The following is a 12,686-nucleotide window of genomic DNA, read 5'->3' on the forward strand; positions in this document are numbered from 1 at the left end:
ATGCATATTTCTTATTTTCAAATTACATTTCGCTTCAATCCTTTTTGATTTCAATAGTTTGTAATCTGCGACCCATATACTGGAAAGATATCTGAAAACGGAATTTAAATAAAAGTATTCCAAAGTTCTAAAGAACTTTGAATGATTCTCTTCTCAGGCAAAGATCACATGAATCCAAATCAGAAGAATTCAAAGCAGAGTGCTTGATCTTAGAAATCCCTCACAAATAACCTTATTTCAAAAGAATTCGACTAAACCTGAAACTATAATAAACGCAGTCTACAACTCACAAAATATTCAAGTATGCGGGTAAGATACGTATAAATACGTTAACAGGTGATGTTATTTGGGGGAATATGATGGCGGATACTTTGAGACTATCACCGGTTATCAGTGTATATCCTGACGATGAATACGAAAACCTGCAAATTGAGGTAATTCTTCCAGGAGTAGAAAAAAAAGATATTACTTTTAAGATCACCGAAAATGGCTTTTATGTAAAAGCTACCAAAGAAGGAGTTGAATATGCAGACAGTTACTCAGTCTGCTGCCCGGTAAGCCCGGAAAAAGCAGTCGCTAATTACTCAAATGGAGTGCTTAAAGTAACAGTGCCTTACCAGCAGCCTTTTGAAAAAGCTGTGGACGTGAAAATTGATTAAAGGAATAGATTGCACGGCAAACTTCTCTAAGGGGGAAAGTTTTATGGAAAGTGCTGTACCCAGAATACTGAAAACTCCGATACTAGCGATGTATCACGATGATAAACATGAAAACCTTACCCTAGAAGTTGAACTTCCTGACGTAGAAAATGAGAATATAACACTAGTGATGCATGAAAACAGCTTCTATCTGAAAGCATGCAGTAAAAATGTAGAATATCTGGGCTCCTTTTTTCTGGACGGGCCCGTGGATCCCCAAAAGGCTATTGCAGTTAATGATAAAGGAATGCTTACTATTAAAGTGCCTTACAAAGAATGTTTTATATGTGCAAGGAATATTCCGATTGACTAACTTAAAGAAAGACTTATCGGAAAAAAATCCTGAAGAACTTAGTTTTATATTCTATTAATTTATATTTTATTTAATTGATGGCGACCATTTCTGCGATATTTGTTTACACAGAGGAAATCTTATGAAAATAATAAAATGCGGCGATCTAGGGTTCAAGTGTAATTTTATGGCTGCTGGCAACGAGCTGGAAGAAGTTGAAAATGCCATGTTTGATCATATAGAAAAAGATCATAGGGAAGAGCTTCAGAATATGTCCGAAGATGATATTCATCATCTGAAGCATCGGGTATCAACCCTTCTGGGAAGAAGCTGCGGCTGCGGAGCCCTTTAATAATATTTAATACGAATAATACAACCCTAAAAAACGAAAATTTACCCTGGTACTTTCAGGGTAAACTTCCTTTTACGTCTTTTTTCTTAAGTGAGGATATCCTCTGAAGAATGATGAGTTCAGAGATAGCTGAGATAGAAAGCTAGTTTTGAGTAGCTGTAAATTCAATAATTATTTCAGAACCCTTCGTCAAGAGTTCAGAATCCAGATATAGTAGTTAAGCAGCATAGCGAAGCTGACCCATATGATGTAAGGTAACAGCAGATCAGAAGCTATTTTCAAAATCTTCCTAAACTTCAATATTGTCAGAAAGACTACAACCCAGAGCAAAATAATCTCAACAAAAGCGTAGTAAGGAGATTTTTGCCCAAAAAAGAAAGGATCGCAAAGCATTAAGGCCTAACTGAATGCCGAGATAACCAGTTCTCCTTTGATTTTCGGTTGTTCCAGCCCTTTTTGGCAAAAAAGGTAAAGGAAAATCCCATCAGCGTATAAAGCGTAATCCAGACCTGAAGAAAGACCTATGATGGGGGTTGAAAGCCGGTTTTTCAAGCAAAAGATACCGTTACCAAGAGATGAAGCCGTAAATGCTGAACCAATTCACCTGCGAGCTGGCAGAGCAACACACAGGCCAAAAGCTTGAGGAGATTTGCTCTGCGAAACATATAATATCTAAAAATTATATATTTCAATCATTATTACACTCAAATTAAAAAAGCTTTAGTCTTCTGATCCTGTTTTTTACACCTTTTTTGCAAATGCGCTCGATCAAAGGGCTAAAATTTAAATCGCATTAAGGAACCTATTCTTAAGAAATGAGCTTTATATACATGAGATTAGAGATATATTCAATGAAGTGGGGATGAAATATACAGATATTTTTAAAGGTAATGCAACTATTGGGACTTCAATAATATCTTGTATAAGAATTGCACGGGAAACATATATATATTGCTAAGGCGGTAATAGGCTACCGAATGCCTAGCGAGGGTGAACTCAAATGGTACAGATGAAAAAGTGTACAACCAAAGAAGATGTAATAGAGGCTGTAAATGAGAGAGACGTGAAGTTTATCCGGACCCAGTTTACGGATACACTCGGAATCATCAAAAGCTGGGCAATTCCTGTGGAACAACTGGAAGAAGCTTTCGAAAGCGGTGTAATGTTTGACGGATCTTCGATCCAGGGCTTTACAGGAATTGAAGAGTCTGACATGAAACTCGTGCTTGACCCGTCTACTTTCAGAATTCTTCCCTGGAGACCTGCAACGGGCGCAGTAGCCAGAATTCTCGGAGATGTGTATCTTCCCGATGGAGAGCCATTCCAGGGAGACCCCAGATATGTTCTTAAGAGTGCAATCAAAGAAGCCGAAAAAATGGGGTTCTCGATGAATGTAGGACCGGAACTGGAATTTTTTATCTTCAAACTTGACGCAAACGGAAATCCTACTACAGAACTTACTGACCACGGTGGATACTTCGATTTTGCACCCCTTGACAGAGCCCAGGACGTTCGCAGGGACATTGACTATGCCCTTGAACATATGGGGTTCCAGATCGAGGCTTCTCATCACGAAGTTGCGCCCTCCCAGCATGAAATCGATTTCAGGTTCGGTGATGTACTTAGCACGGCAGACAATGTTATAACCTTCAAATATGTTGTCAAGTCCATTGCTTACCACAAAGGATACTATGCCTCATTTATGCCAAAGCCCCTCTTCGGCGTAAACGGCTCGGGAATGCACAGTAACCAATCTCTCTTTAAGGGCGGGGAGAATGCGTTCTATGACCCGAACACTCCATCACAGCTTTCACAGGATGCAATGTACTATATTGGCGGGCTATTAAAACATATCAGAGAATTTGCAGCTGTTACAAACCCAGTTGTTAACTCCTATAAGAGAATCGTGCCCGGATATGAAGCTCCAGTTTATATCACATGGTCCGCAAAGAACAGAAGTTCTTTGATCAGGATTCCTGCCACCCGTGGCAATGGAACAAGGGTTGAACTTAGGTGCCCGGATCCGGCCTGTAACCCCTATCTGGCCTTCGCTCTCATGTTAAGATCTGGACTTGATGGGATTAAAAATAAGATCGAACCAGGAGAGCCTACAAACGTGAACATTTTCCATCTTACTGAAAAAGAGCGCGAGGAAAGAGGCATTCGCTCCTTACCTGCAGACCTCAAAGAAGCAACTAATGAGATGAGAGGCAGCACATTCGTAAAGGAAGTGCTTGGGGACCATGTTTTCAATCAATATCTCTATGCCAAAGACATGGAATGGAATGAATACAAAGCAATGGTTCATCCCTGGGAACTTTCGACCTATCTCCATATGCTGTAAGCATAAGGAAATTTCCTGAAACAGGATACGCTGGAAAATCTGTTGCGGTAGATTTTAACAGGAAGTTTATTTCAGGATGCGTATATTATCAGGCAGGTGTGGCATAACCTTCAAAAAAGCACGAAACTAATAGGAATATCCTTACAGGCAATATTTCTATTAAATTTTTTTATTTTCTTCTGGAAAAGTAAAGCCTGAAATGAATATTAATATAAAAATGCTTTCCTATAAGATCTGCAGTTTTAATATTGTTACTTTTTTATCTAAGAAGCAGCTGGAATGTATTCTACAGGAAAATGACACTGCCGCTCTGAAGATGACAGCAGGATATAGTATTGAAAACTCCAGCTTGGGAAAAATTCCAGATAAAAAAGAAACATTGGAGGGTTAAAACGTCGTGCTTTGCAACATTACTTCAAGGACTTTTAATCCAAAAAAAGAAACATATATATATTGTCAAATAGGTACTAAATTACTTACTTCCCTTAGTGGTGACCCTCTCAATCTATACAGAAGAAATGAAACCATATGTGGAAGCGTGGCTACTTACTCACATTATTTAGATAATTTAAATGAGACAAATTTAGTTAAATATCCTTTAAATTATAAAGATTCATAAAAAATTACCCCCGAAACCCAGTTTCTCAGCTGGCAAGTTTTTTGAACTATTTCTCAAAAATGAGCCGCAGAAATTACCCGAAAATTATTAACGAACATACTTTGCATTAGGTTCATTTCTATTTATTCTCGAGTGATCAAAATGTGTGGAATAATAGGCTTTATAGACCGAACTAAGTCCAGAATGGACGGGTCGAGCATAAAAGCCGCCCTCAGTCTCATGAACGAAAGAGGCAGTGGAGACGGGGCAGGTTATGCTGCATATGGGATATATCCTGACTATGCAGATTATTATGCTCTTCATGTTTTCTTTGACAACATGGCAGAATCAAAAACGAAGGTTGATGAACTCCTCCAGCAGTGGGGAAAGATCGTTCATCAAGAAGAGATCCCGACTACTCCACAGCCTGGTATAAAAAAGGTACACACTCCCTGGAGATACTTCTTCAAGCCCTCAGAGGATCTGATGGCAGGAAGAATGGCTTCTGAAAATGATGTTGTTACTTATATAGTCATGGAAGTAAACGCCAATGTAAAAGGAGCTACTATCTTTTCCTCCGGAAAGAACATGGGCGTTTTCAAAGCTTCCGGCTGGCCTGAAGATGTGGCAAACTTCTACATGATTGAAAATTACAAGGGATACATCTGGCTCGCTCACAACCGCTATCCCACAAATTCTCCGGGATGGTGGGGAGGAGCTCATCCTTTCAACCTGCTTAACTGGTCAGTAGTACATAACGGAGAAATTACCTCATACGGCACAAACCAGCGCTATGTCGAAGGGTACGGATACAAATGCACCGCACTTACCGATACTGAAGTTGTAGCCTATCTATTTGACCTGTTAGGAAGGCAGCATGAACTTTCGCATGAAATGGTTGTCCGAGCTCTTGCTCCGCCTTTCTGGGATGACATCGACCGGATGCCTGCAAAAGAAGCAAACCTGAACAAGGCAATCCGCCTTACCTATGGGTCTGCCCTCATGAACGGGCCCTTTGCAATTGTAGTCGGAACGGATGATGGCATTGTCGGCTTTACTGACAGGATTAAACTGCGCCCCCTCGTAGTTGGTGAGAATGGGAACCGTCTCTATATCTCCAGCGAAGAAGCTGCAATAAGGACCCTTGACCCCGAAGTTCAGAATATATACACTCCCAGGGCAGGAGAACCAATTATAGGGAGGTTTATCGAATGACGCTCGGAAGTGTACCCCCAAAATTTAAGGTCAGCATTGACCGCGACCAGTGTATGGACTGTGGACGCTGTATTGAAAACTGTTCCTACGGCGTATACCGGAGAGAAGGCGATAAAATCCTAATAGAATCCAGGAAATGCACAGCCTGCCTCCGTTGTGTCGCCATGTGCCCAAGGGACGCGATCACACTTACCGAGAAACCTGTGGACTACCGTTCCCACCCCGTCTGGACCAGAGAAGTCAGAGAAGATATCATCAACCAGGCTCGTAGTGGAAAAATAATCCTTTCAGGAATGGGAAATGCCAGGGATTTGCCGATTATCTATGACCGCCTTCTTCTTGACGCGTGCCAGGTTACAAATCCGAGTATTGACCCCCTGAGAGAACCTATGGAACTGAGGACCTACATAGGGAAAAAACCGTCCAGACTTAGATTCAGGAAGACTGAAAGTGGAGACGTAGAACTGGAAACAAAGTTGGCTCCCAACCTCAAGCTTGATACTCCTATTATGATAGGGCACATGAGCTTCGGAGCTATCAGCCTGAATTCCCAGCTCAGCATGGCAAAAGCTGCAGCTGAAAGAGGAACTTACATGGGGACCGGAGAAGGTGGTTTGCACAAAGCGCTCTACCCTTACCAGGATCACATGATTGTTCAGGTCGCCTCAGGCCGCTTCGGTGTTAACATTGACTATCTGGAGAGAGGTGCAGCCATTGAAATTAAAATCGGCCAGGGCGCAAAACCAGGTATAGGAGGACATCTGCCTGGAGAAAAAGTAAACGAGGAGGTCTCAAGGACCCGTATGATTCCTCTCGGTAGCGATGCGATAAGCCCGGCCCCTCACCATGACATATATAGCATTGAAGACCTTGTCCAGCTTATCAGGAGTCTGAAAGAAGCAACCGAATGGAGAAAACCAGTATTCGTGAAGATTGCAGCCGTGCACAATGTTTCCTCCATTGCCGCAGGCATTGCCCGCTCCTCCGCAGACGCAGTGGTCATAGATGGGTTCCGTGGTGGGACCGGAGCAGCCCCGAAGGTCTTCAGGGATCATGTGGGAATCCCCATCGAAGCCGCAATCTCAAGCGTTGATCAGAAACTCAGGGACCAGGGTGTCAGGAACGAGATCTCTATCATCGCAAGTGGTGGAATAAGGAGTAGTGCCGACCTTGCAAAGTCCATTGCGCTAGGAGCGGATGCAGTCTACATAGGAACTGCAGCTCTAGTCTCTCTGGGCTGCAGGGTCTGCGGTAACTGTTACCGAAACCTTTGCCCCTGGGGCATTGCTACCCAGCGCCCTGACCTTGTGAGCAGGCTTGACCCCGAACAAGGAGCAGTTCAGGTTTCAAACCTTATTAAGGGCTGGACTCTTGAACTGAGTGAGCTCATGGGTGCTGCAGGGATTAACAGTATAGAAAGCCTGCGCGGCAACAGGGATCGCTTGCGTGGATATATGCTGGATGAAGGGATGCTTGAAATCCTGGACGTATTGCCAGCGGGGGCCTGATGGAGATGAAGACGGTAAAAATTGACGCCAGAGATATGCACTACACCCCACTAAACCAGAAAATAAGGGCTGCAGTTGCGGACGGGGCAGAGGAAATAATCCTCGATAACGTGCTCGGACAGCGCTTTATAGGGGATGGGTTGAGAGGCAATGCCCGCATCATAATCAATGGAGTTCCCGGAGGGGATCTGGGAATGTTCATGAGCGGGCCGACCTGTATTGTACATGGGAATGCCGAACACGCTCCTGGAAATACAATGGACAGCGGTATGCTTGTTATTCATGGAAGTGCAGGAGATGCAGTTGCCCACAGTATGCGGGGAGGAACAGTCTTTGTAAAGAATAACATTGGCTACCGGGGCGGCATCCACATGAAACAGTATGAAGTGGAAGCTAGGCCAATACTTGTTGTGGGAGGCACTGCCCATTCCTTCCTTGGTGAGTATATGGCAGGTGGCCTTGTGCTTGTGCTGGGTATAGGCAAGGAAAAAGCCATGACAGACAGGGGCATAGGAAGTGGGATCCATGGTGGAGAAATCATCGTCCGCGGAGAAGTCGATGATTATCTCCTTGGAGTCGGAGCCAAGAAATTCAAGTTTACTGAGAGTGACCTCGAACGCATAGCTCCGATTATAAAGAACTTCTGCGAGCAGTTCGGGTATGACCCTGCAGAATTTCTGGACACTAACTACACGAGGATCGGACCTGCAAGTAGCCGACCTTTCGCAAGCAAGTACGTCTGGGAGTGATCAGACATGGCAGAACAGAAACCAATAAGTAAAAATTACCTTGACCTCAAATCACAAGTCTGGGACGAAGGCCTTTGCTCAGGCTGCGGGGCCTGCATTGCAGTCTGCCCTGCTGATGCTCTGTACTTCGAAACAGGTGGCGATTCCACACACCCAAAGAGCAATAACTACTGTAAAGACGCTGTTGACGGTGTGCCCTGCGGAGCCTGTTACGAGGTTTGTCCGAGACTCGACGAACAGCCCTCAAGCCTGCTCGGAGAGTACCTGGAAATCACTACCGGAAAAGCCGAATTTGATATCCCGAGAAAACAGAGCGGAGGGGCCGTCACGGCAATTCTTGCAAACGCTCTGGATACAGGCCTTGTAGATGCTGTTGTTACGGTTACGGAAGATCCCTGGACCCTCAAGCCGCACTCCATGGTAATAACCAGAAGTGAGGCCCTTATTGCTCATGCCGGAAGCCGTTACAACTGGTGGGTTCCTCTTGTATCTTCCCTCAAAGAAGCGGTTGTAAACCGGAAGTACAGGAACATTGCAGTTGTCGGAGTCCCCTGTGTAGTCCAGGCAGTCCGCAAAATGCTTGAGACTGACCACCAGCTTGTCCGCCCATACAAAAATTCAATCCGCTTCGTCGTTGGGCTCTTCTGTACTGAAAACTTCGACTACGAAAAACTTATCGCAGGCAAACTGAAAAGTGAGTACGCACTTGAACCGATGAAAGTTTGCCGTATTGATGTTAAGGGTAAACTGGAAATCACCCTCAATGATGGGGTACAGTACATAATTCCCCTTACCGAACTAGAAGACACCGTCCGCTCAGGCTGTGGCGTATGCACGGACTTTACCGCCCTGAAGGCTGACATCTCAGCCGGCTCGGTCGGAAGCCCGGATGGCTACACCACCCTTGTCGTCCGCACTGTAGTAGGGCAGCACCTCCTTGACAGTGCAGTTGCCAATAAGAAACTAAGCGTCGGCGGCGAGGTTAACCTTGAGATAATCGAAAAGCTTGCAAAGAAAAAGCTTAAAAGAAAACTGGAATAAATCTAAATTTAAAGGGGTTTTAGATGGAGCCGTCAAACTCCATCTTTTTTACTTTTTTATTTTATTGTGCTGATTTCCAAATCAAAATACAGGAATCAAACCCGGGTTGTAGCCGGTAATACATTCTCCACCTTCAGCAGTTACTATAAAGGTATTTTCAATTCCTACCATTCCGATGTTTTCAATTCCTTTTTTAGGTTCGAGGGCAAATACCATTCCTTCCTGTAGGGGTTCATCAAATCCTTCTGCAATTACAGGCAGTTCATCGATTAACAAGCCAACCCCGTGCCCGAGGAATTTCACTTTACGGTTTCCAAAACCCATAAAGTTCTGCAGAAATTCCGAGTCAAGCTTGTTCATTATGCTATTGTAAATTTCTGAGGGAATAGCACCGGGTTTTAACGTTGAGGCAGCCTCATTCTGTATATCCACACATTTATTATGGGCATCTATGGCATATTGAGGAAGTGAAGAACCAAACATATATGTGGTCGTTTTATCCGTATTGTAACCTTCAACTCCGCACCCTACATCTATGAATACCAGATCGCCTTTTCGTAGTTTCCTATCACGGCTTCCGATTAGAGGTACTGCAGGGCTCATCCCGTAGTTTCCACCAGGTCCGTTAAAATAAGACGGATAAATGGAACTTTCACCGAAACAGACATTTCCCAGGAACATCTCGGTATCAAACATTCCAAAGCGACATAATCCGTGATGTCCTTCTTCGACCATAACCGAAAACAGTTCGGTTGCAAGGTCTGTTTCATTCATTCCTTCCTGCAGCATTTCAGGTACAAGATCTTCCAGCACATGCTGATGAATCCTGCCTGCTTCTCTTGTCAGCAAGAGCTCATATTCGCTCTTTACTGCTCTAACAGCGGAAATTTGAGTATCAACGGATTTAACATTCTTAAAAGGAAAGTATTTTTGAAACCTCTGGTACAGAGCTAGAGGAACAACCTCGGTTTCAAGGTATACCGTGTCTGGAAGCTTGCTTAGACTTTTTGCAGCATCACGAAAACTGTTCATAGGTTCTATATTGGAAAATAAGGATTCGTCCAAAGCTCTTTCATAGCTGCGGCGTACCCAGAAAGTTGCTTCTTCGTTCTTAGGGATAAGCAATATTCCATCCTGCATAGTGCCAGTAAAATAATAAAGGTTTATTTTGCTGAAGATAACAGATATTTCCCATTCGGGACTTGAGGTGTCCATCCGTTTTCTAAAACTTCTCATGCGGTTTTTCAGTTCAGTTATAGGTACTTTCTTAGTCATGCGGATCCCTTTACTAAGTTATCTGTTCTCAATTATAGAAGTGTAACCTACAGTAGTGAATATACTAAGAACTTATGAGCAGATGTACATAATAGATGTGCATAATAAATGTTCATAGTAGACGTGCATAGTGGATGTGCATAACAATTATTTTTCACAACGAACTCGTAAAAAGATAAAAAGTAACTGTCGGAGTAGTGCACACCTAAGTTCTTTTTCCAAAACGGAAATAATAATTAGAAAGGAGACAAATTAAAAGAAAACAAAAAGTAAAACGAAAAGGGCTTTTTGAAAAGGGTTTATCATGCTTGGAAAATTCGAGGATCTTGTTGAAAAGGCTTCAGAGATGGGGCTTAAGGCTTATTTTATGAGCGTAAAAGACATTCCGGTTGAAAACCGGATTGCTCTGAAATGCGCTTACGGCTGCAAAAGCTATGGAAAAAGGTTGAGCTGTCCGCCTCATATTATGTCAGTTGAGGAGTTTAGAAAAGTTCTAGGGGAATACAGCAGTGCGCTTCTCCTTTTAGATGAACGCGATACTTCAAGAGTACAGGATGTCCTTGAAGCCTGGACAGAAATTCGGAAGGATTCTTTCCATAAGATGTATGAGCTTGAGCAGGAAGCTTTCAGGGAAGGCTTTACTTTTGCACATCTTCTGAGGCCCGGCTCCTGCAACGAATGTGATATATGTAACCTTGAAATGTGCGTAAAGCCGGAAATGAGACGTTTTGCACCTGAAGCTGTGGGAATAAATCTCCAGAAGGCAATGGAAGAGGCAGGGCTTGTGCTTGAATTCTGCAAGCCGGAGAAAACCATATGTATCGGCATTTTGTTGCTTGAGTGAAAATTCCTGTAAATAATTTAGTGATTGTGTAGTTTGTTTCAGATAATTGAGAGAATAAGGAAGAAGAACCGAATTAATTCGAAAGTTTGGCTTTCTGATTCTGAAGATCTTTCAGAAATAATTATAAAAATATTCGCTGCTATACTCAATATTATAATTTAATTAGTGAAGACAGAAGTTATATTAACTTTCTGATATATGTTATGGGAGACATAGCAAAATGGAGGTTTTGTTCAAATTGAATTCTGAAAAGTTAAAAATAGCTGTCCTGGGAGGAACCGGCAATATAGGGGAAGGCATGGTGCTCAGGCTAGCCCTTCAAAATCTCATGACTGAAGGTGTAAAAAATGAGATCATTATAGGTTCCAGGTCCAGGGAAACTGCAGATGAAGCCGCAAAAAAAGCCTTATCAGAGCTTGAGAACTGTGGGTTCAATACTTCCGGAATAACCATTACAGGAAGCACTAACCTTGAAGCTGCACAGGCAGCTGAAATGATAATCCTTACAATTCGCTTTGACAATGTTTTACCTCTTCTGGATGAAATCCGTGAAGCTCTTGAAAACAAGATTCTTATCACTCCTGTGGTTCCGATGGTAAAGGAAGGAAACCTTTTTATATACAAACCTCCGGAAGAAGGCTCAGCCGCACTTGCAATCCAGAAAAGAACTCCAGCTTCTACAAAAATTGTTGCAGCCTTCCACAATATCCCGGCAGGGAAATTGAAGGACGTTGTCAAGTGCAAGGCTGTACACCATGCATTGGTATGCAGCGATGACGTAGAAGCAAAGAAAAAGGTAATGGAGCTTACACAACATATGGGATGCCTGAAACCCCTGGACGGAGGTCCTCTTCAGCAGGCAAACACTATGGAGTCTCTTACGCCATTGCTGATCAACCTGGCAAAACTAAACGGACTTAAAGATCTCGGAATAAACTTTTCCTGAAAAAATTGGTTGAGAAGATAGTGAAAAACCATACAGGAAAAGAGCCGACTAGAAAAATGATCTGAATCTGGAAAAAAATGGACGTTTTTTTCGAAGAACTTATTTTTATATAACAAAAGATATAATTTTACCTAAATGCACAGGTCTTATAAGATGTCAGAAGTGAGAGCTTTTTGCCTGAGTGTATAAAAACAAGTCCGATAATAGTAAATCAGTAATAATAAATTCATAAAAATCCATAACAATACTCTCAAAATCATACTCTTTATTATTTCATCTTACCTTTGCTTTTCTAAAACAGATGAACCGATATTAAAAATCAGACAGTGAACCTGTATGAGTGAAGAACTGCTAAAAGTATTAAAGGCTGCAGGGCTTGATGTACTTTCCTGCATGCAATGTGGCACATGCACAGGAAGCTGTCCTTCGGGACGGCACACAGGGCTTAACACCCGACGAATTTTACGGGATGCATGCAAGAATAGAGCAACAGTCCTCTCAGATGAATCCCTCTGGCTCTGCACTACCTGCTATACCTGTCAGGAGCGCTGCCCACGTGGTATCCCAATTACGGATGCTCTTCTTGAGCTCAGGAGACTTGCGGTTAAAGAAGGTTTCATGCTTCCACAACATAGGCTGATATCGAAAATGGTGCTGGAGTGCGGACACGCAGTCCCTCTGGATGAAGAAACGAAGAAAAAGAGGGAAGAACTCGGGCTTGATCCCATACCTGAGACTGTACAGAAGTATCCTGAAGCTCTTCAAGAACTGAAAAATCTTCTTAAAGCATGCAAATTTGACGAACTGGTGGCTGAAAAATAAGG

Annotated in this window: 14 protein-coding genes; 12 read left to right on the forward strand and 2 right to left on the reverse strand. The window is 42.9% G+C overall.

Going from position 1 to position 12,686, the window contains the following annotated elements; genetic code table 11:
* Positions 1–356: 356 nt before the first annotated feature.
* From RG963_RS06265 to RG963_RS06275, 3 genes are all read left to right on the forward strand, one after another.
* Positions 357–659, forward strand: a complete 303-nt coding sequence (locus RG963_RS06265) for an Hsp20/alpha crystallin family protein (RefSeq protein WP_310575420.1) — start codon at positions 357–359, stop codon at positions 657–659.
* 43 nt (positions 660–702) lie between these two features.
* Positions 703–1,011 carry an Hsp20/alpha crystallin family protein gene (locus RG963_RS06270; protein ID WP_310575421.1) on the forward strand — a complete coding sequence of 103 codons (309 nt, stop codon included), beginning with the start codon at positions 703–705 and terminating at the stop codon, positions 1,009–1,011.
* Positions 1,012–1,132: 121 nt separating this feature from the next.
* The gene (locus RG963_RS06275; RefSeq protein WP_310575422.1) at positions 1,133–1,342 is read left to right on the forward strand and encodes a DUF1059 domain-containing protein; all 210 of its coding nucleotides are present in this window, start codon (positions 1,133–1,135) and stop codon (positions 1,340–1,342) included.
* A 189-nt stretch (positions 1,343–1,531) separates the two neighbouring features.
* Here RG963_RS06275 and RG963_RS06280 read toward each other — a convergent pair whose 3' ends face one another.
* Positions 1,532–1,735, reverse strand: a complete 204-nt coding sequence (locus RG963_RS06280) for a TspO/MBR family protein (RefSeq protein ID WP_310575423.1) — start codon at positions 1,733–1,735, stop codon at positions 1,532–1,534.
* A 607-nt stretch (positions 1,736–2,342) separates the two neighbouring features.
* Between RG963_RS06280 and glnA the strand changes: the two genes are divergently transcribed.
* The 6 genes from glnA to RG963_RS06310 all read left to right on the forward strand — a co-directional run bounded on the left by glnA (position 2,343) and on the right by RG963_RS06310 (position 8,797).
* The gene (glnA, locus tag RG963_RS06285) at positions 2,343–3,686 is read left to right on the forward strand and encodes a type I glutamate--ammonia ligase (RefSeq protein WP_310575424.1); all 1,344 of its coding nucleotides are present in this window, start codon (positions 2,343–2,345) and stop codon (positions 3,684–3,686) included.
* A gap of 199 nt (positions 3,687–3,885) precedes the next feature.
* The gene (locus tag RG963_RS06290) at positions 3,886–4,077 is read left to right on the forward strand and encodes a hypothetical protein (RefSeq protein WP_310575425.1); all 192 of its coding nucleotides are present in this window, start codon (positions 3,886–3,888) and stop codon (positions 4,075–4,077) included.
* Between the two features lie 369 nt (positions 4,078–4,446).
* Positions 4,447–5,499: a class II glutamine amidotransferase gene (locus RG963_RS06295; RefSeq protein ID WP_310575426.1), complete on the forward strand. Its 1,053-nt coding sequence runs from the start codon at positions 4,447–4,449 to the stop codon at positions 5,497–5,499.
* Positions 5,496–7,007, forward strand: coding sequence for a glutamate synthase-related protein (locus tag RG963_RS06300; protein ID WP_310575427.1), 1,512 nt, complete (start codon positions 5,496–5,498; stop codon positions 7,005–7,007). The genes RG963_RS06295 and RG963_RS06300 overlap by 4 nt, the downstream gene beginning before the upstream one ends.
* Positions 7,008–7,012: 5 nt before the next feature.
* Entirely contained in the window at positions 7,013–7,756 is a 744-nt protein-coding gene (locus RG963_RS06305) for a GltB/FmdC/FwdC-like GXGXG domain-containing protein (protein WP_310575458.1), read from the forward strand.
* Positions 7,757–7,762: 6 nt separating this feature from the next.
* Positions 7,763–8,797, forward strand: coding sequence for a Coenzyme F420 hydrogenase/dehydrogenase, beta subunit C-terminal domain (locus tag RG963_RS06310; RefSeq protein WP_310575428.1), 1,035 nt, complete (start codon positions 7,763–7,765; stop codon positions 8,795–8,797).
* An 81-nt stretch (positions 8,798–8,878) separates the two neighbouring features.
* Here the strand turns inward: RG963_RS06310 and RG963_RS06315 are convergent, their stop codons facing one another.
* The gene (locus tag RG963_RS06315; protein ID WP_310575429.1) at positions 8,879–10,072 is read right to left on the reverse strand and encodes a M24 family metallopeptidase; all 1,194 of its coding nucleotides are present in this window, start codon (positions 10,070–10,072) and stop codon (positions 8,879–8,881) included.
* 304 nt (positions 10,073–10,376) lie between these two features.
* Between RG963_RS06315 and RG963_RS06320 the strand changes: the two genes are divergently transcribed.
* The 3 genes from RG963_RS06320 (at position 10,377) to hdrC (ending at position 12,684) form a co-directional block, all read left to right on the forward strand.
* Complete coding sequence (locus RG963_RS06320; protein ID WP_310575430.1) at positions 10,377–10,916, forward strand: DUF2284 domain-containing protein; 540 nt, start codon at positions 10,377–10,379, stop codon at positions 10,914–10,916.
* Between the two features lie 238 nt (positions 10,917–11,154).
* Positions 11,155–11,862, forward strand: a complete 708-nt coding sequence (npdG, locus tag RG963_RS06325; RefSeq protein ID WP_310575431.1) for an NADPH-dependent F420 reductase — start codon at positions 11,155–11,157, stop codon at positions 11,860–11,862.
* A 336-nt stretch (positions 11,863–12,198) separates the two neighbouring features.
* Positions 12,199–12,684, forward strand: coding sequence for a CoB--CoM heterodisulfide reductase subunit C (gene hdrC, locus RG963_RS06330; protein WP_310575432.1), 486 nt, complete (start codon positions 12,199–12,201; stop codon positions 12,682–12,684).
* Positions 12,685–12,686: the final 2 nt, after the last annotated feature.

It is taken from the genome of Methanosarcina baikalica, from assembly GCF_031461075.1.
GTDB classification, from domain to species: Archaea; Halobacteriota; Methanosarcinia; order Methanosarcinales; family Methanosarcinaceae; genus Methanosarcina; species Methanosarcina baikalica.

Bases quoted from the DNA above. Each gene is read 5' to 3' on its own strand.
- RG963_RS06265 (WP_310575420.1), top strand. From the start codon at position 357: ATGATGGCGGATACTTTGAGACTATCACCGGTTATCAGTGTATATCCT.
- RG963_RS06270 (WP_310575421.1), top strand. From the start codon at position 703: ATGGAAAGTGCTGTACCCAGAATACTGAAAACTCCGATACTAGCGATG.
- RG963_RS06275 (WP_310575422.1), top strand. From the start codon at position 1,133: ATGAAAATAATAAAATGCGGCGATCTAGGGTTCAAGTGTAATTTTATG.
- RG963_RS06280 (WP_310575423.1), bottom strand. From the start codon at position 1,735: ATGCTTTGCGATCCTTTCTTTTTTGGGCAAAAATCTCCTTACTACGCT.
- glnA (WP_310575424.1), top strand. From the start codon at position 2,343: ATGGTACAGATGAAAAAGTGTACAACCAAAGAAGATGTAATAGAGGCT.
- RG963_RS06290 (WP_310575425.1), top strand. From the start codon at position 3,886: ATGAATATTAATATAAAAATGCTTTCCTATAAGATCTGCAGTTTTAAT.
- RG963_RS06295 (WP_310575426.1), top strand. From the start codon at position 4,447: ATGTGTGGAATAATAGGCTTTATAGACCGAACTAAGTCCAGAATGGAC.
- RG963_RS06300 (WP_310575427.1), top strand. From the start codon at position 5,496: ATGACGCTCGGAAGTGTACCCCCAAAATTTAAGGTCAGCATTGACCGC.
- RG963_RS06305 (WP_310575458.1), top strand. From the start codon at position 7,013: ATGAAGACGGTAAAAATTGACGCCAGAGATATGCACTACACCCCACTA.
- RG963_RS06310 (WP_310575428.1), top strand. From the start codon at position 7,763: ATGGCAGAACAGAAACCAATAAGTAAAAATTACCTTGACCTCAAATCA.
- RG963_RS06315 (WP_310575429.1), bottom strand. From the start codon at position 10,072: ATGACTAAGAAAGTACCTATAACTGAACTGAAAAACCGCATGAGAAGT.
- RG963_RS06320 (WP_310575430.1), top strand. From the start codon at position 10,377: ATGCTTGGAAAATTCGAGGATCTTGTTGAAAAGGCTTCAGAGATGGGG.
- hdrC (WP_310575432.1), top strand. From the start codon at position 12,199: ATGAGTGAAGAACTGCTAAAAGTATTAAAGGCTGCAGGGCTTGATGTA.